This window comes from Argonema antarcticum A004/B2 (assembly GCF_023333585.1).
GTDB classification, from domain to species: Bacteria; Cyanobacteriota; Cyanobacteriia; order Cyanobacteriales; family Aerosakkonemataceae; genus Argonema; species Argonema antarcticum.
Map to the genome: position 1 here is coordinate 60,453 of NZ_JAIQZN010000019.1, position 19,463 is coordinate 79,915.

Sequence of the window (19,463 nt, forward strand, 5' to 3'; positions counted from 1 at the left end):
TTTGTGGTAATCTGTTGCAGTTACAAATTCAGAAGTGTACACGGAACGAGTACGAGTTTCTAGGGTCGAATTCTACCGTCGGGTGCTTCAACCTGCCATAAAAAGCAAGATCAGTAGCGGCCTCTATCTCGATTCACCACAAACCTATGAATCTAAAACTTTGGAATGGCCTTATTGCCACCTTACTTACAACTGTATTTAGTACTCCATCATCCAGTCATGCAGAAGCTACTAAGCCAGTTGAGCAACAAACTGAAGCCAACTATTTAACGCATCAAGCTTTACCTTCTCTTCCGGCGAAGCAAGAGCCAGTTGATGCAGTCAGGATGGGCACAGGGTATGAGCTTAATAGTAAGACAGATCCCCAGGAAAATAAGGCTAACTCACCTACACTTCAAACAAATCGATCTGGTGAAACCAGATCTGGGCTAACACCCAGTTCGCGCCCCGATCCAGATACTCTAGCCCAGGTTAAACCCCACGAATTCGCAGGTCGTCAGGCTGCAACTCTTTACTTGCGCGATATTCCCATCCTCACCTTCCTTAGTTCTGCCTCGGCTGGCCAAATCTCAACCGATCCGGTTTGGCGTGCAACGGCGGTGGCGACAAGGTTAAATCAGCTTAATCGCGACAATATAGATGCCAACGCCATTACAGTTGTCTGGTATGGTACTCGCGATGCTTCTCCAACTCTACCGTCTTCCACAACAAGACTTAACGGACAGCGAGAGTTTCAGTCTGCAATTCCCTCTACGCGCAATACATCCCAAGCAAGAGAAACAGGCGTAAGCTACATGATCAAAGTAGGTGGTGAAAACCTAGTCGATCTCAATGGAGACACCACCATCCTTCCAGACTCTACCAACAACCTTGCTGAAGATGCTCTCCAAGTCACAAATCGACTCCGCCGACTGATAGGTAACGCTCCACCCTTGAGGTATATTGCCGGTATACCTTCGCCAAAGCCAGTACAAGTTACCTTAAGGGCGATTCCAGTGGTATCAAGCTTTAAAGGATTGGCTTCCTGGTATGGGCCGGGCTTTCATGGCAATCGCAGCGCCAACGGTGAGATTTTCAACCAAAATGCTCTAACCGCCGCCCATCGGACCTTACCCTTTGGAACTCAAGTACGGGTAACAAACCTCAATAACGGTCTTTCTGTGGTGGTACGGATTAACGATCGCGGCCCTTATTCTGGGAGACGGATTATCGATCTTTCAGCAGCAGCAGCCCGAACCTTGGGAATGATACAAACTGGGGTGGCGACGGTAAGCTTAGAAGTTCTTGGCAAACCGCAAACTGTAGCGATCGATGAAAATTAACGAGTAAATTTCAGATTTTGGATGAAAGGATTTTGGATTTTAGATTTTAAATCCTTTCATCCAAAATCTAAAATCTAAAATTTCCTAATAACTAACAACTAATTAACAAAAGTGCTAGTTTTTACTACAGTTGCTGCGCTCCGCTGCTATTTGCGTTCTTGCCAGCTTGGAGTAGATCGGATAGAGCAAGCGGTCGGCTTAGTTCCTACGATGGGAGCTTTGCACGCTGGTCATCTGACGCTTCTAGAACGTGCTAGACAACAAAATTCTATTGTCATTGTCAGCATTTTTGTTAATCCGTTGCAATTTGGACCGAGTGAAGATTTTCAAAAGTATCCCCGCCAATTAGAACCGGATCGGCAACTATGTGAAAAAGCTGGGGTAGATGTCATTTTTGTCCCCACTCCTGAAGAAATGGGAATGAATAATGGGGGAGTCTTCACGGCTTCCGTTGCACTCACCCAGGTTGTTCCTCCAGAATCGATGACATCTGTTTTGTGCGGTCGCTCTCGGCGAGGTCATTTTCAAGGAGTTGCCACAATTGTGACTAAACTCTTGAACCTGGTACAGCCGACTAGAGCTTATTTTGGTCAGAAGGACGCCCAGCAACTGGCTATCATCCGGCGTCTGGTGGCAGATCTAAATTTACCTGTGGAAATTGTCGCCTGTCCCATAGTGCGCGAGTCTTCTGGACTGGCGCTGAGTTCTCGCAATCAGTATCTGAGAGCCCAAGAGAAAGAGGAGGCGTCAGTTTTGTATCGCAGCTTACGGCAAGCGGAACGGGCGTTTTTGGCGGGTGAACGATCGAGTGCCGAATTGATTGCTCTGGTTAAGCTAGAATTGGCAAAGGTTCCGAGTATTGAACTTGAGTATGTCGAGTCGGTAGACCCTACTACTTTGATACCCTTAGACAAAATTGAGGAGGTCGCACTTTTGGCTCTAGCCGCGAGGTTGGGTTCCACCCGCCTCATTGATAATATTCTTCTAAGAAACCGTCAGCCTATTGTGGCAATTGACGGTCCAGCCGGAGCTGGGAAATCTACCGTAGCTCGTCAGGTAGCCCAAGCTTTGGGGCTGCTATATCTCGATACCGGAGCTATGTATCGAGCTGTAACTTGGCTGGTTCTGCAATCTGATATTCCCATTGAGGATGAATTGTCTATAGCAGAAATTGTGTGCAAGTGTGAAATAATCCTGCGGATGAGCGACGAGACTCTCGCTCCCGTCCGCGTCTGGATTAACAGTCAGGAGGTCACACAAGCCATTCGCAGTTTGGAAGTAACATCCCAGGTTTCTGCTCTAGCAGCTCAGCTCAGCGTTCGCCAGGAGCTAGTCAAACAACAGCAGTTGTGGGGTGAAAAAGGCGGTATTGTTGTGGAAGGCCGGGACATTGGCACTCATGTCTTCCCGGATGCAGAACTCAAAATCTTCTTAACTGCTTCAGTGCAAGAGCGAGCTAAAAGGCGTCAGCAGGAACTCAAGAATCAAGGTGAGGCAAACCTGAGTTTGGAGCAGATGCAGCAAAACCTTGTCTTACGCGACTGGAAGGACACCAACCGCGATATAGCGCCTTTGCAAAAAGCGCCCGATTCTATTGAGATCCTAACTGATGGTCTCACCATAGCTGAGGTTACCGATCGAATTGTCAGCCTCTACAGGGAAAAGGTGGAACAGGGGTAATTTAAAATTTTAAATTTCAGATTGAAGATTTAAAATAGAAGATTTAAAATAAAAATTGAAAATCTAAAATCCGAAATCTGAAATCTGAAATTCCAATCATAATTTTATCCCAAATATTTGTTTTATTCAAGAGCAAATTTTAAAGTTCAGATTTTAGATTTCAAATTTGAAACCTAAAATCTAAACTTTTTCTGTTTACCGAACTCAGTACTGAGTGCTGAGTGCGAAAGTGCTGAGTAAGAAAAAGAGTACTCAGCACTTTCGCACTCGGTAAATGCCCCGCATAGCGAGTGGGCGGTCTTTTAACTCAGCACTCAGCACTTTCAACTCAGCACTCTTCATTCAGCACTCAGCACTTTCAACTCAGCACTCTTCATTCAGCACTCAGCACTTTCAACTCAGCACTCTTCATTAAACCGAACTGAGAACTTTTTCTGAATTAACTTCTGGAGAATCAGCTTCTGAAGGAGGCACAACTTGCCAGAATTTCGGTAAAAATTCTGCCCAGTTCTCAAGCATAAGCTTAGCTTTTTGGCTGCTGGTGCGATCGCCGTGAGCTGCTATCAGATCCTTCAATTGCTGTTCCCCAGCAGCAGTCGCTATCCGTTGAACCTTGACAATTTCTGGATTCACATAAAGCGGAAAGCTGCCATCCTCATCAAGAAAATAGGCCAAACCGCCAGTCATACCAGCACCCACATTCCGACCTACCTTGCCCAACACCACAATAACCCCACCAGTCATATATTCGCAGCAGTGGTCGCCAGCGCCTTCTATTACCGCGACTCCAGCGGAGTTTCGCACAGCAAAGCGTTCGCCCGCTTGACCGCTAGCAAACAAAGTGCCCCCAGTTGCGCCGTACAGACAGACATTGCCAACTAGAGCAGTTTGGGCCCAATCGTAGGTAGCATCTGCGGGAGGCTTGATGATAATTTCGCCGCCGTGCATACCTTTGCCCACATAGTCGTTGGCTTCGCCTTCCAGACACAAAATCATGCCGGAGAGGTTAAAAGCACCAAAACTTTGACCCACAGAACCGATAAAGTTGAGGGAAATCTGACCTTCAAAGCCGTTGTTGCCGTATTGAGAAGCGATCGCACCCGCAAGTCTTGCCCCCACCGTTCGGTCAGTATTCACAACCCGCAACGTCTTGCTTACTTCGGTCATGTCGCGAATAGCTACCTGAATTTCTGGGTCGTTTAACAGTTCGTCATCCAGAACAGGGCCGTTGCTGTGAACTTCTTGGTGGTTTAACCAAGCACGATTTTCTCTCGTATCCGGTAATTGCAGCAAGCAATCTAAATTTAGCGCTTGCGTTTTGGCAAGCGTAATATTCGATCGCGTCTTCAACAAATCAGCCCGACCGATGACATCCTGCAAAGTCGGATAACCCAAGTGCGCCAGGATTTGACGCACTTCTTCGGCTATGAAGTAGAAGAAATTCACGACATTTTCCGGTACGCCAGTAAACCTCTTCCGCAGTTGTTCTTGCTGCGTCGCCACACCCACCGGGCAGTTATTCGTATGACAGATCCGCGCCATAATGCAGCCTTCCGCAATCATGGCGACGGAACCGAAACCGTATTCTTCGCCGCCCATCAAGGCACCCATAAGTACATCCCAGCCAGTTTTGAAGCCGCCATCAACTCGGAGAATAACGCGATCGCGCAATCCATTCTCCATCAACACGCGATGTACTTCGGTAAGACCTAGTTCCCAGGGCGATCCGGCGTGCTTGATCGAACTCAGCGGCGATGCGCCAGTACCTCCATCGTGACCGGAAATCTGGATGATATCGGCATTTGCCTTCGCTACGCCAGCGGCGACAGTACCAATGCCAATTTCTGCCACCAACTTCACCGAGACAGGCGCTTTGGGATTGATTTGGTGCAAATCGAAGATCAGCTGCGCCAAATCTTCAATCGAATAAATATCGTGATGGGGAGGTGGAGAAATCAACGTTACCCCCGGCTTCGATCGCCTCAGCATCGCGATATAGGGACTTACCTTCTTTCCAGGCAACTGACCCCCCTCCCCCGGTTTAGCGCCTTGAGCAATCTTGATTTCTATTTGCTTAGCATTCATCAAATACTCCGGCGTCACCCCAAAACGACCCGATGCCACCTGCTTGATAGCGCTGGAAGCCGTATCGCCCATTTTTAGACCGTTGAGATGCGGAAACAGGGCAGATTTTCCATCTTCTCCCACATCATTCACCACCTTATAACGCACCGGGTCTTCGCCGCCCTCCCCAGAATTCGACTTACCACCCAGACGGTTCATCGCTACAGCCAACACCTCATGCGCCTCCGGCGACAAAGCACCCAGCGACATCCCCCCAGTGCAGAAGCGAAGGACAATAGACGCAACCGACTCTACTTCCGATAAAGGGATGGATGTGCGATCGCTCTTAAACTCCAACAAATCCCTCAGCGCCGTTATCGGTCTACCTTGTAAGTATTTCCGATAAGTTTCGTAGTAGTCATATCCATTTTGGATTTGGCGCGAAGTGGGCGTCTTGGCGGTTCCCGTCACAATGCCCACCGAAGCACCAGAAGATTTTGGATTTTGGATTGAAGAATTGTTCTCTTCCCCATACTCCATCTCCTTAAAAGCAGCCACAGCCTTATGCAGCAGCTTCGCCATTTCCGGGCTATTCATATGGAACTCGCCACCCGGACGGTACTGAACAAAGCCAAAATTCTCCAACTTCTTAAAAGTCAGTTCTGGGAAAGCCTTAGAGTGGAAAGACATCACCTCAATCGCCAATTCCGCCACAGTCAGACCGCCGATGCGAGATGCAGTACCCTTAAAGCCCAAATCCAGCAAATCCGAGCCAATACCGATCGCTTCAAAAATTTGTGCCCCTTGGTAACTTGATAGCAGAGAAATCCCCATCTTCGACAAAATCTTCAGCAAACCATCTTCCACCGAAGAGCGATAGTTTGCTTCCGCCTTCCCCAAAGTACCAGATGGAATCTTGCCTCGTTCCATGAAACTTTGGGTTTTGGGACTGCGCCACCAACTCCGCACCGTTTCCAAGGCGAGGTACGGACAGACCGCGCTTGCACCATAGCCTAGAAGACAAGCAAAATGGTGCGTACTCCAGCATTGAGCCGTATCGACAATCAGAGAAGCCCTCATCCGCAGACCTTCGCGAATCAGATAGTGATGCACAGATCCGACTGCTAGGAGTGGAGGAATGTAGGTATAATTTTCATCCAGGCTGTGACCATCTCGATCGCTCAAAATTAAAATCTTCTTGCCATTTCGCACTTCCTGGGCTGCTTTAGCACAGAGTTTGCGAACTGCAACCCCCAGACCTTCCGGCCCAGAATTTACCTCAAAAAGCGTCGATAAAGTCGCCGTTTCAAATTCAGGATCGAGATTGCGGATAGCATCCAACTGCGCCTCGTTCAATACCGGCGACTCCAGCTTCAGCAAAAGAGCATATTCAGGTAACGCCTTCAACAAATTGCCCTTCTCCCCCAAATACATATTTAGGGACATAACGAGTTTTTCTCGCAAAGGATCGATCGCCGGATTAGTTACTTGAGCAAATCTTTGTTTGAAATAATCGTAAAGTAAATGCGGCTTTTGCGACAAAATCGCTAAAGGAATGTCATCTCCCATACAGAAAGTGGGTTCCTTTCCACTAGATGCCATTTCTTCAACAATCATTTCCACATCTTCCAGCGTATAGCCGAAAGCAGTTTGTGCCGCCAGCAAACTGTATCCCGAAGAGACTAGCGGATCGGAATCCTTCTCCTCTTCCCTAGTCCCTAGCCCCTGACCCCTTGCCCCTTCCTCTGCTTGAACTGGCAGAGAATGACGCAATTTCAACCATTCACCGTAGGGCAATTCCTTCGCAATCCGCTGCTTAATTTCCCAGTTTTTCAGAATCTCCCCATTCTCCAAGTCAACAGCGATCGTTTGACCGGGGCCGAGGCGACCTTTTTCCACCACGTCCGCTTCTGGTATATCTACCACTCCCGCTTCTGAGGCGACAACAATATAACCATCGCGGGTTATGGTATAACGAGCGGGTCTGAGACCGTTGCGATCGAGTGCCGCCCCTACCTTCTTGCCATCAGCGAACACCAACAAAGCAGGGCCATCCCAAGACTCTTGAATGCCGCTGTAATACTCGTAAAAATCAACAATTTCGGGATATTTCTCCAGCTCCGGCTGATTTCTATAAGCCTCTGGCACCATAATCATCAAAGCTTCCAAAGGCGATCGGCCCGACTGCACCATCAACTCCAGCACATTGTCCAGAGTCGCAGAATCGCTGTTATCCCGATCGACAATTGGTTTCAACTCCTCCAAGCCATCTCCCCAAACTGGATGAGCTAAATCTGCTTCTCGCGCCACCATCCAGTTGATATTACCCAAAAGCGTATTAATCTCCCCATTGTGACCCAAAAACCTCATTGGTTGGGCTAGCGGCCACTTGGGCATCGTGTTAGTGCTAAAGCGGCGGTGATAGATGGCGAAACTACTTTTATATGCAGGATTTTTTAAGTCGGTGTAGAATTCGCCTAAGACTGCCGATCGCACCATACCTTTATAGATGATCGTCCGACTAGAAAACGAGCAGAAGTAAAAATCCCTACCCACCTCCTCATTTCTTAGCGCCTTCTCAACCTGCTTGCGAACCACAAACAAAGTTCTTTCCAACGCATCTCCCCGCAAATCAACACTGGCGACCAATAGCTGTTCTATACGCGGTTGATTTTCCCTCGCTTGCGTTCCTAGCGTTTCTGGCTCAACTGGTAACTCCCGCCAACCCAAAAGTGATAATCTCGCAGCAGCCAATATCCTCTCAACAGTTTCCTTGCACTCCGTCGCCTTCACCACATCCAAAGGCAAAAACACCATTCCCACAGCAATAGAGTCTGTTTCCGGCATAGTCAGCGCCTTTTGCTCAAACCACTGACTCAACAATTCCCAAGGAATAGCCGTCATCAAACCAGCCCCATCTCCTGAATCTCGATCGGCGCTGCATCCGCCGCGGTGTTCCAAACAAGTCAGCGCCGACAGCGATTTGACAATCAATTCATGGCTGGGAACGCCCTCTTTATTGGCGATAAAGCCAACCCCACAGGCATCTCGTTCTTCTACCAACCATCGTTGACCGCCATACCCGACGGCTGAATCAAAATTCAGATGGTTCTGCTGTTCGTTTTGATGCACGCTTGTTTTATCCATGTAAAGATCCATTTTTTTGTAGTTTCAATCTTGCGATCGTCATTTAATCAGTGATAGTTGTGTATCCTACAGCGGCATCGGTTTACCCACTGCCGCTGAGCATAGAGACATTTTGTAAGAATTTAAGTACGCAAGCCGATCGGAAGTACTTCTGGGTAAAATGTTGAGGCAAGCTGCGTCCCGACAATGCGATCGCCGTCTATGTCTGATATCTTTAGATTTTTATAGGACTCAGCCATTCCGATCTAATACTGAGTTTTTTTTATACCTTGATATTTCGCTGCCCTAGCTCTCAAAAAAACCTCGTTTAAACTATATAGATAATGATGGTACTAAAATTTATTGTAGCTGCAACCTTATTGAATGAACCCCTTGTTTTTTGACGCGCAAAGCCTCGATCGAGTTTGTGCCAAGCTATGCGCGTAGGTGGTAAGATGCTCTCACTGCGCCCCCAGAGCGGAAAGTGACTCGGCCATTCAGCGCGTTTACTACGACCTTATGAGGCCAATACTCAAAAAATAATTCCCGCTCTACTGTCATGATTCTTTGATATTTAGCGTAGGATATCTGATTATTTCATAAGTAATTTTGCTTAATCGCTGATTTTAAACATATAGCCACAGTCACATAGGTTAAGACAATATTGAACGCTCAAAACAAGGAAGCCACTGTGTTTGCAATTCTTGGCTAAAGCCGAAGCACTTTGCTGTACTCAGCACTTAGAACTCAGGACTCAGCACTTTGCCGTATGGTTAGGCTCCATAAAACTCGACTTTTTCGTTCTGTTTCTCGGTGGCTTTTGCGCTACAAGCGATCGCTCTTTGGCGCAGATGGTATATTGCCACAAAGACACAAACGCTTTCGACTGGCAATGGTGTCTATAATCGCCATATCCTTGTGGATGGCAATCTCAGGAGTAAAAAAAGAGCAGCAGCTGGTGCTGGCAAAACCAATGACAGTACTGAGCAAACAGTTGCCCGTTGTTGTTCCCAAGCCTTCTTCAGCACGACCTAAGTTACTCGTGCAGGGCACTGCTCTAGCTGTAAACGGTCGGACTTGGCCCGCACTGTGGAGCCAGTGGCAAGTAACAGGAAGCCAAAAAGTTCGCATCGGAGTCGCCGATTGGGGGTTAATGCAAACAATCGGAGTCGAGTTATTGAGTACCTGGGATTCAACCAGACAGCCAGTACAGTGGTTTTCCGAACCCGCAACCGAACCTCTAATTCTTGCTAGTTGGCTAACAAACCAATACCGCTATCTAGATATTACCGATTTAGCTCTTGAGGCCGGTTGGCAGATAAAAGTTGATGGTACAACACTGCGAATTAACTCGCCTGCCGCTACAGTCAACGATATTCAACAGGAAGAAGAAAGTGGCAGCGATAAACAGACGGTAGCACATCGCATCATTCTGGATCTCGATCGCCCAACCCCCTGGCAAGTTAGTCAAGAAGGTGCCCTACTTACTTTGCAAATAGATGGGGTAGCTACGCCATCGCTTCTGTCGCGTTACAATCCCAAACCTCCTGAACCAGCAACCGAAAACCAAGAGTTTCCCGCCCCTTTCCCACCAATACCACCTGAGCCTCCCGCCAAACCAGGGCTACCATTAAAGATTGAAACAAGTCAGGATCTCACTATCATCCGAGTAGACATTCCTTCCGGTCTGCGTCCGCGAGTTTGGAGTTTATCAAGTCCCTATCGCTTAGTTATTGACATAGCGCCTGAAGCTATGGTAGAGCGAGATATTATTTGGGCTCCGGGACTGCGCTACAGACAACAGATTCTCAGTTTGGGCACGTCTCGTTTCCCAGTGGTATGGTTGGAAATCAATCCCCGCCAGTCTGTGGCGCTAAGACCGATTTGGGGCAATCGTAATAGTTTGGTGGGAACTGCCCCTTTAATTGAGCAAGCTAAGCAGTGGCAGGTCGCAGGTGCTATTAATGCGGGCTTTTTTAATCGCAATACCCAGTTGCCGTTAGGAGCGATTCGTCTCGATGGCCGCTGGCTATCCAGTCCAATTTTAAATCGGGGTGCGATCGCTTGGAATGATACAGGTGAAGTGAAAATTGGACATCTGAGCCTTCAGGAAATCTTAAATACATCAACTGGCGAGCATTTACCCATTGTTTCTGTTAATAGCGGCTACGTGCAGTCCGGTTTTGCCCTCCACACAAGCGAGTGGGGATCGACTTACAATCCCCTGACTGAGAACGAAACTATTATTACCGTTCAAAACAATCAAGTAATCAGTGCAGAAGCATTCAGCAACACCCCTCTGCCTAATGCTATACCCAGTAAAACATCCTTCCCCATCCCACCAGATGGCTATCTGGTGGTCTTACGAGACAATTCCGGCTCACAAACGTCAGCCATTGCTTCTGCGCTTGCTATTGGCAACGTTGTGACCCTTGAGAGCTATTCTGTTCCCGCTGAGTTTGACCGCTACCCCCACATTGTAGGCGCGGGGCCAGTTTTACTCCAAAACGGGAAGATTGTTCTGGATGCTAAAGGCGAACAATTCCGCGATTCCTTTATTAACGAATCTGCTCATCGCAGTGCGATCGGCACAACTACCGCAGGGAATATTGTCATAGTAGCTGTTGGCAATCGCATGGCTGGCCTTGGCCCTAGTTTGAATGAAATTGCGGAACTGATGAGACTTATAGGCGCAGTAGATGCTCTCAATCTCGATGGCGGTAGCTCCACCAGTCTTTACCTTGGCGGTCAACTCATCAATCGAGCCCCTCGTAGTGCCGCTCGCGTTCATAACGGTTTGGGTATTTTTATCCAGCCTAATCCATAGACATTTAAAGTTTTTTTAAAGATCGCAATTCCTAAATGAAGAATTGATATAAATTGCCACTATTAAGTGATTTTCCCCTGACAAATGCCAGATAGATTTTGTTATGTTTAGCTAAGGTTTCACCGCATTACCGATCGTTGAAAGTCTTCCTCTGTTTTCATATATAGCAACCGATGAAGGCAGTTAGGACGTTCTTAATTCCTGAAACCTTTAATTATAGACCCTTCTTCCCCTAGCCCCTAGCCCCTAGCCCCTAGCCCCTTCCTCCTAGCTATATCTTCACAAAACTAATTCTAAAGCAGTACTCAAGGAAAGAAGTCATGGCTCAGTCTCAAGAAATTTCTCCAGTAACCGTCCTACCTTCATCCCACCTGGCGACACCAAACGCAGTTGCTGCAACAGAACTGCGTCCTTGGGGTTCCTTCACAACCTTGGAAGAAGGACGGGGTTACAAAATCAAGCGCATTGAAGTCAAGCCGGGTCACCGCCTTAGCTTACAAATGCACCATCACCGCAGCGAACACTGGATAGTGGTTTCAGGTACTGCTAAAGTAACTTGTGGAGATGAAGAACGCTTGCTTGCAGCTAATGAGTCTACTTATGTTCCCCAGTGTACCAATCACAGGCTGGAAAATCCTGGTGTGATTTCTCTGATCTTGATTGAGGTGCAAAATGGAGAATATCTAGGCGAAGATGATATTGTCCGTTTTCAAGACGATTACGCCCGCCACTAGGGCAGAGGGAATTTTAGATTTCAAATTTGAAATTTTAAATCTGCAATCTGAAATTGCCTCCGCCCAAACTGACCCCCATGCCCATGACTTCTTCTTTTTTAAGTCAATGATCCATCTCAGCGCATCAGCAGCCAGTGAAGTAAAACGGCTCAGAGCAAAGTTAAAACAGCATAATGCACTGTTTCGGCTCAGCGTTGGGCCGGGTGGCTGTTCTGGGATGTTGTATACAATGGAGTTTGACGATTCGATCTGTGAAACAAATCTGGGTAAGACCGAGATCGCATCTGGGGATTGCGTCTATGATTGTAATGGTTTGCAAGTAGTCGTGGAAGCACAAAGCTTGCCATACGTTGATGGCCTCACCTTAGATTACTCAGAAGATCTTATGGGTGGGGGTTTTCGCTTTCATAATCCTAATGCGACTCAAACCTGTGGCTGCGGTAACTCCTTCTCGATCGATCGCTGAAGTATTGGCTTTGTGGCCTGAAGACATTAACACACGATTTTTTGTTAGGCAGTTGACAAAAAGAAAATAAAAGCGATATAATCTACATTTGTGGTTAATTTAAAGCAGCCAAAAACTGTAGATTAAGAGTTCATGCCCACAATCCAACAACTAATTCGTGATGAACGGCAAAAAGCGCGCAAGAAAACCAAATCTCCAGCGTTGAAGAGTTGCCCGCAGCGCCGTGGCGTTTGTACAAGAGTTTATACAACAACTCCTAAAAAGCCAAACTCAGCTTTACGCAAAGTAGCCAGAGTGCGCCTCACCTCTGGGTTTGAAGTGACATCTTATATTCCGGGCATCGGTCATAATTTGCAAGAACACTCCGTAGTGATGATTCGGGGCGGTCGCGTAAAAGACTTGCCCGGAGTCAGATATCACATTATTCGCGGTACTTTAGATACTGCCGGAGTAAAAGATCGCCGTCAAGGGCGTTCTAAATACGGAACAAAGCGTCCTAAAGCAAAGGCGTGAGACGCTTTGATCCCGCGTCTGCCAACTTTTGGAGGCCCAAAGGCAAAAAATGTACTCACTCTAAACTTTGCCTAAGCAATTAGCGTCGGCATTTGAAATTTCATGGAATTGGCTTAATATGTCTCGTCGTACTGTCATTCAAAAACGTCCCATACCACCCGACTCTGTATATAACAGTCGCCTAGTTACCATGATTGTGCGGCGGGTAATGAGAAGTGGGAAAGAGTCCGTTGCATCTGGAATTGTTTATGATGCCCTTAAGATAATTGAGGAACGGACAGGTGGAGATGCACTAGAAACGTTTGAGCGGGCTGTCCGCAATGCAACGCCCTTGGTAGAAGTGAAAGCTCGCCGGGTGGGTGGTGCGACCTACCAAGTGCCAATGGAAGTCCGTGCCGACAGAGGTGCAACGTTAGCCCTACGCTGGTTGATTCAATTTTCTAGGGCGAGAGCCGGACGAACAATGGCCAGCAAATTGGCTAACGAGCTGATGGATGCCGCTAACGAAACGGGTAGCGCAATTCGCAAACGGGAAGAAACTCACCGGATGGCTGAAGCAAATAAGGCTTTTGCCCATTATCGGTATTGATTTCCGATTTACCCGCGAGGGCATCAGAAAAGTATAGAATCTTAACAGAGAGTAACGAATTTTTATCTACGGCAATAACCAAAGGAGGTAGCCGTGGCACGTATCGTCCCGCTTGAAAGAACACGCAACATCGGGATTGCAGCCCACATTGATGCGGGCAAGACAACAACAACAGAACGGATTCTGTTCTATTCGGGAACGGTTCACAAGATTGGAGAAGTCCATGAAGGAACCACCGTAACTGACTGGATGGAGCAAGAGCGGGAGCGAGGAATTACCATTACTGCTGCCGCAATCACCACCAGTTGGAAAGACCATAAAATCAACATCATCGATACACCAGGGCACGTTGACTTCACCATTGAAGTCGAACGTTCCATGAGGGTATTAGATGGGGTGATCGCTGTATTCTGCTCGGTAGGTGGAGTGCAGCCTCAATCGGAGACTGTTTGGCGGCAGGCAGATCGGTATAACGTGCCTCGGATTGTCTTCGTCAATAAAATGGATCGGACGGGAGCAAACTTCTATAAAGTTTACGACCAGATCGTCGATCGCATGAGGTCAAATGCAGTACCAATTCAGCTTCCTATAGGGGCAGAAAATGACTTCCAGGGAATCATAGACCTGGTACGCATGAAAGCCTCGTTCTATAAAGACGATCAAGGAAAAGAAATCGAGGAAAGAGACATTCCGGCTGACCTGCAAGACAAAGCAGACGAATTCCGGCTCAAGCTGATCGAAGCCGTAGCCGAAACAGATGATGTTCTAACCGAGAAATACCTAGAAGGCGAAGAATTCACCGAAGCGGAAATCAAAACGGCACTGCGGAAAGGCACGATCGCTGGCACGATCGTACCCCTGCTGTGCGGTTCTGCCTTCAAAAACAAAGGCGTTCAGCCGTTGTTGGATGCAGTGGTTGATTACCTACCCGCCCCAATAGACGTTCCTCCCATTCAAGGCCAATTGCTAGATGGCAGCCCGGTATTGCGGAACGCCGCAGATAGCGAGCCAATGTCAGCCTTAGCCTTCAAGATCATGGCAGACCCCTACGGTCGCCTAACCTTCATTCGGGTTTACTCTGGCGTCCTCAAAAAGGGCAGCTACGTCCTTAATTCAACCAAAGATAAAAAGGAACGGGTATCCCGCCTGATTGTGTTGAAGGCAGACGAACGGATTGATGTGGATGAACTCCGAGCCGGTGACTTAGGCGCTGCGCTTGGTCTGAAGGACACCATTACCGGCGATACTATCTGCGATGAAAACGCTCCTGTGATTCTAGAGTCGTTGTTCATTCCAGAGCCAGTAATCTCCGTAGCTGTTGAACCAAAAACCAAACAGGATATGGAGAAGCTATCCAAAGCTCTCAATTCCTTGTCGGAAGAAGACCCCACCTTCCGCGTCCGCAATGACCCGGAAACCAACCAAACCGTGATCGCGGGGATGGGCGAACTGCACCTGGAAATTCTGGTTGACCGGATGTTGCGCGAATTCAAGGTAGAAGCAAATGTCGGAGCGCCGCAAGTTGCTTACCGCGAAACCATTCGCAAATCTGTCAGGGCAGAAGGTAAATTTATCCGTCAAAGCGGTGGAAAAGGTCAGTACGGTCACGCCGTGATCGAAATCCAACCTGGAGAACCGGGTACCGGCTTTGAATTCGTCTCCAAGATTGTCGGCGGTGTAATTCCGAAAGAATACATCAAACCGATCGAGGAAGGAATCAAAGAAAGCTGCGAATCAGGGATTTTGGCCGGATATCCGGTGATTGACCTGAGAGCAACCCTGGTAGATGGGTCTTACCACGACGTAGACTCCTCAGAAATGGCCTTTAAGATTGCCGGCTCTATGGCAATCAAAGAAGCTGTAATGAAGGCTTCGCCAGTGCTGTTGGAGCCTATGATGAAAGTTGAGGTAGAAGTTCCCGAAAACTTTTTGGGAGATGTAATGGGTGACCTCAACTCCCGTCGCGGTCAAATCGAAGGAATGGGCTCCGAACAGGGAATTGCCAAGGTTACCACTAAGGTGCCGCTGGCAGAAATGTTTGGCTACGCTACGGATATCCGGTCTAAGACTCAAGGCCGGGGCATCTTCTCGATGGAGTTTAGCCACTACGAAGAAGTGCCGCGTAACGTGGCTGAAGCTATCATCGCCAAGAGCAAAGGAAACGCATAAGGATTTGAGATTTTAGATTTGAGATTTTAGATTTGATGGAGTTTAAAATCTAAAATCTGAAATCTCGAATCGATAATCGATCAAAGGAAAAGGAACATCTAAATTCATGGCACGCGCAAAGTTTGAACGGAATAAACCCCACGTAAACATCGGCACGATCGGTCACGTTGACCACGGCAAAACAACCTTAACGGCGGCAATTACGATGACCCTGGCCGCGATCGGTCGCGCGAAAGCCAAGGGGTATGCTGATATTGATGCTGCTCCTGAAGAAAAAGCGCGGGGGATCACCATCAACACAGCCCACGTTGAGTATGAAACTGAAAGCAGACACTATGCCCACGTAGACTGCCCCGGACACGCGGACTACGTGAAAAACATGATCACTGGTGCCGCTCAAATGGACGGAGCCATTCTGGTCGTGTCAGCGGCTGATGGCCCAATGCCTCAGACGCGGGAACATATCCTCCTAGCCAAGCAGGTAGGCGTCCCCAACCTAGTTGTCTTCTTGAATAAGAAAGACATGGTGGATGACGAAGAATTGTTGGAACTGGTGGATTTGGAAGTGCGCGAACTTTTGAGTTCTTATGAATTCGATGGTGACAATATTCCGATCGTGGCAGGTTCGGCACTGTTGGCGTTGGAAAAAATGACGAAAAGTCCCAAAACCCCACGGGGTGAGGATGAGTGGGTCGATCAAATCTACGCTCTAATGGATGCTGTCGATTCGTACATTCCCACGCCAGAACGGGAGATTGACAAGCCGTTCCTGATGGCAGTAGAAGATGTGTTCACGATCACGGGTCGGGGTACCGTCGCCACTGGTCGGATCGAGCGGGGTAAAGTCAAGGTAGGCGAAACAGTCGAACTGGTGGGAATCAGAGATACTCGCAGCACGGCTGTCACGGGTGTGGAAATGTTCCAGAAGACTCTGGACGAAGGAATGGCAGGAGATAACGTAGGGCTGTTGCTTCGGGGTCTGAAGAAGGAAGATATCGAGCGCGGTATGGTGCTAGCCAAGCCGGGTACGATTAAGCCTCACACTCAATTTGAAGGGGAAGTGTATGTACTGACGGAAAAAGAAGGTGGTCGGAAGACTCCATTTTTCGCAGGCTATCGTCCTCAGTTCTATGTGCGGACAACGGATGTAACAGGTACGATCAAAGCGTTCACATCTGATGATGGCGCTGAGGCGGAGATGATCATGCCGGGCGATCGCATCAAGATGACGGTTGAGTTAATTAACCCGATCGCGATCGAACAAGGTATGCGCTTCGCTATTCGCGAAGGCGGTCGCACTATTGGTGCGGGTGTCGTTTCTAAAATCCTGAAGTAGAAGCGTCTCCAAATAAATAAGGAGCAGAGAACAGATGCTTTTCTGCTCCTTTTGCATCCTTCATTGAACTAACAGGGCATTTCACTAGCATTTGCACCCACTACTCAGAACCTAGAAAATTTAAAATGGCAGCACTTCAGCAACAAAAAATTCGTATTCGTCTTAAGGCTTTCGATCGCCGTCTGCTTGATACTTCTTGCGAGAAGATTGTCGATACAGCCAATCGGACGCAAGCTACAGCGATCGGCCCCATTCCCCTCCCAACCCGCCGGAAAATCTATTGTCTTCTGCGTTCCCCTCACGTAGATAAAGATTCGCGGGAACATTTTGAAACGCGGACTCACCGCCGTATTATCGACATTTATCAACCTTCTTCTAAAACTATTGATGCCTTGATGAAACTCGATCTGCCAGCAGGTGTGGATATCGAAGTAAAACTTTAATCGGCGCAAAGCGTAAATTATTTTCCCTGTATGCCTTTTAGGATTATTTCTAAAAGGCTTATTTATTGATAGTTCTTGCTTTTTTAGAGTGGAGATCGGCTAAAGTAGTTAAAGAAGCGCCTTTACCGACTGTACTATGGCACCCTCTTCCTCAATTGCTGTGCGAGAGCTTCCTATTTTCCCATTGCCGGAAGTCGTTTTGTTTCCAGGTAGACCCCTGCCGCTGCATATCTTTGAGTTTCGCTACCGAATCATGATGAACACCATTCTGGAAAGCGATCGCCGGTTTGGGGTATTGCTGATGGAATCATCCGGTAAACCCGCATCTGTTGGTTGCTGTGCCGAAATTATCCGGTATCAGCGTCTACCAGACGATCGCATGAAGGTCTTAACTTTGGGCCAGCAAAGGTTCCGCGTCCTAGAGTACGTTCGAGATAAGCCTTACAGAGTTGGTTTGGTAGAATGGATTGAAGATCGGCCTCCTCAGAAGGAATTAAATTCTTTGGGAGCAGAGGTGGAACAACTGTTGCGAGATGTAGTTCGTCTTTCGGCTAAGTTGACAGACCAAAATATTGAATTACCCGATGACATTCCCAGTCTGCCCAGGGAATTATCCTATTGGGTGGCCAGCAACCTCTACGGTGTACCAGCAGAACAGCAGTCCCTGCTAGAAATGGAGGATACCGCCGCTCGACTCGAACGCGAAGCGGAAATTTTGACCTCGACCCGCAATCACCTGGCAGCTCGCACTGTGCTTAAAGATACCCTAAAAAACTGAAAAGTAGAAAAATTACTTAAAAACCGGGTTTCTGCGTAAGTCCTATTAGAGAAGCTAGTCTGACGGAACATTACTAAGCTACTTGATACATTACTTGCTGCACTGGGATTTCGATCGCAAACTCTACTCCTTGTCCCGGTGTGGAGTAGCAGTAAATCTTACCGCCGTGTTTTTCAGTAATAATATGATAGCTGATTGAGAGTCCCAGTCCCGTGCCTTTGCCGATGGGTTTGGTGGTAAAGAACGGTTCAAATACTTTGGCACAGATATTTTCCTTAATACCGAAACCGTTATCAGCAATATAGATAGCGATCGTCTGATTGGGTAATATTTGGGTGCGAATCGTAATTATGCTGGGATTTGCAATCATCTGAGCATAATTACGCTGGCGATCTCGTTCTTCCAGGGCATCAATAGCATTGCCAAGAATGTTCATAAACACCTGATTCAGTTGACTGGGATAGCATTCCACCAGAGGCAATTGTCCATAGTCCCGCACGATCTGAATGCCGGGATGATCTGCTCTGGCTTTGAGACGATGTTGCAAAATCAGTAGGGTACTTTCAATCCCTTCATGCAGATCGACCGGCTGGGCTCCCAATTCATCCAGACGGGAGAAGTTCCGTAATGAACGGACGAGTTGGCGGATGCGATCGCTTCCTATGTAGAGAGAATGGATCAGCTTGATCAGGTCTTCTTTCAGGTACTCCACATCCACCTCGTCCATCCATGCCTGAATTTTGGCATGAGGTTGGGGATGGCATTCCCGGTACAGGTCAACAAAGTTAATCAGATCCCGGATATATTCTTCAGCAGGGGTCAGATTGGCATGGATAAAAGTCATGGGATTGTTGATTTCGTGCGCCACTCCTGCCACCAGTTGACCAAGGGACGACATCTTTTCGTTTTGCACCAGATGCACCTGTGCCTGCTTCAGGCTGTCTAACGCCTGAGAGAGTTCGGCAGTACGATGTTCCAATTTCTGTTGGGAGTCGCGCAGTTGCAGGTGTACCCGGATGCGTGCCAGTGCCTCTTCATGCTGGATGGGTTTAGTAATGTAATCCACTGCTCCCAGGCTCAGCCCTTTGACCTTATCCACTGAGTCAGAAAGAGCCGTCATGAAAATGACCGGAATATCGCGGGTGTCTGGGTCGGCTTTGAGCCGCTGGCAGGTTTCAAACCCATCGATTCCCGGCATCATTACATCCAACAAAATGATGTCGGGATGGTAGGACTGGAGCCGTTGCAGAGCCGCTTCCCCAGTTTTGGCGATCGCCACCCGATAACCCATTTCACTCAACACATCAAATAACACTTGAATATTAGTGGGGTTATCATCCACCACCAGAATAGTTCCGGGTTGAGGTGTAGGATCAAAAGACATGGCTAAACTCCTTACATCAAGTGAATAAAAGA

General features: G+C 47.9%; 13 protein-coding genes. 11 read left to right on the forward strand and 2 right to left on the reverse strand.

Annotation, left to right across the window (positions count from 1 at the left end; translation table 11 throughout):
* The first annotated feature begins 146 nt into the window (after positions 1-146).
* Positions 147-1,322 (forward strand): septal ring lytic transglycosylase RlpA family protein, encoded by a 1,176-nt coding sequence (locus LAY57_RS11085; protein ID WP_249066483.1) that lies wholly within the window; start codon positions 147-149, stop codon positions 1,320-1,322.
* A gap of 111 nt (positions 1,323-1,433) precedes the next feature.
* Positions 1,434-3,002 (forward strand): bifunctional pantoate--beta-alanine ligase/(d)CMP kinase, encoded by a 1,569-nt coding sequence (locus LAY57_RS11090; protein WP_249066484.1) that lies wholly within the window; start codon positions 1,434-1,436, stop codon positions 3,000-3,002.
* A gap of 411 nt (positions 3,003-3,413) precedes the next feature.
* Here LAY57_RS11090 and LAY57_RS11095 read toward each other — a convergent pair whose 3' ends face one another.
* The gene (locus LAY57_RS11095) at positions 3,414-8,213 is read right to left on the reverse strand and encodes a glutamate synthase-related protein (RefSeq protein ID WP_249066485.1); all 4,800 of its coding nucleotides are present in this window, start codon (positions 8,211-8,213) and stop codon (positions 3,414-3,416) included.
* A 748-nt stretch (positions 8,214-8,961) separates the two neighbouring features.
* On the opposite strand from LAY57_RS11095, the gene LAY57_RS11100 reads away from it, so the two are divergent.
* The 9 genes from LAY57_RS11100 to LAY57_RS11140 all read left to right on the forward strand — a co-directional run bounded on the left by LAY57_RS11100 (position 8,962) and on the right by LAY57_RS11140 (position 18,047).
* Complete coding sequence (locus LAY57_RS11100) at positions 8,962-11,019, forward strand: phosphodiester glycosidase family protein (RefSeq protein WP_249066486.1); 2,058 nt, start codon at positions 8,962-8,964, stop codon at positions 11,017-11,019.
* A 320-nt stretch (positions 11,020-11,339) separates the two neighbouring features.
* The gene (locus tag LAY57_RS11105; protein ID WP_249066487.1) at positions 11,340-11,753 is read left to right on the forward strand and encodes a phosphomannose isomerase type II C-terminal cupin domain; all 414 of its coding nucleotides are present in this window, start codon (positions 11,340-11,342) and stop codon (positions 11,751-11,753) included.
* Positions 11,713-12,219, forward strand: a complete 507-nt coding sequence (locus tag LAY57_RS11110) for a HesB/IscA family protein (RefSeq protein ID WP_338022392.1) — start codon at positions 11,713-11,715, stop codon at positions 12,217-12,219. The genes LAY57_RS11105 and LAY57_RS11110 overlap by 41 nt, the downstream gene beginning before the upstream one ends.
* Positions 12,220-12,351: 132 nt before the next feature.
* Complete coding sequence (gene rpsL / locus LAY57_RS11115; RefSeq protein ID WP_249066488.1) at positions 12,352-12,732, forward strand: 30S ribosomal protein S12; 381 nt, start codon at positions 12,352-12,354, stop codon at positions 12,730-12,732.
* Between the two features lie 118 nt (positions 12,733-12,850).
* The gene (rpsG, locus tag LAY57_RS11120; RefSeq protein ID WP_249066489.1) at positions 12,851-13,321 is read left to right on the forward strand and encodes a 30S ribosomal protein S7; all 471 of its coding nucleotides are present in this window, start codon (positions 12,851-12,853) and stop codon (positions 13,319-13,321) included.
* A 93-nt stretch (positions 13,322-13,414) separates the two neighbouring features.
* Positions 13,415-15,490, forward strand: coding sequence for an elongation factor G (gene fusA / locus LAY57_RS11125; protein WP_249066490.1), 2,076 nt, complete (start codon positions 13,415-13,417; stop codon positions 15,488-15,490).
* A 106-nt stretch (positions 15,491-15,596) separates the two neighbouring features.
* Positions 15,597-16,826, forward strand: coding sequence for an elongation factor Tu (gene tuf, locus LAY57_RS11130; RefSeq protein ID WP_249066491.1), 1,230 nt, complete (start codon positions 15,597-15,599; stop codon positions 16,824-16,826).
* Positions 16,827-16,951: 125 nt separating this feature from the next.
* Positions 16,952-17,269 carry a 30S ribosomal protein S10 gene (rpsJ, locus tag LAY57_RS11135; RefSeq protein WP_249066492.1) on the forward strand — a complete coding sequence of 106 codons (318 nt, stop codon included), beginning with the start codon at positions 16,952-16,954 and terminating at the stop codon, positions 17,267-17,269.
* A gap of 136 nt (positions 17,270-17,405) precedes the next feature.
* Positions 17,406-18,047: an LON peptidase substrate-binding domain-containing protein gene (locus LAY57_RS11140; protein WP_249066493.1), complete on the forward strand. Its 642-nt coding sequence runs from the start codon at positions 17,406-17,408 to the stop codon at positions 18,045-18,047.
* A gap of 73 nt (positions 18,048-18,120) precedes the next feature.
* On the opposite strand, the gene LAY57_RS11145 is transcribed toward LAY57_RS11140, so the two are convergent.
* Entirely contained in the window at positions 18,121-19,431 is a 1,311-nt protein-coding gene (locus LAY57_RS11145; protein WP_249066494.1) for a sensor histidine kinase, read from the reverse strand.
* Between the last annotated feature and the right edge of the window lie 32 nt (positions 19,432-19,463).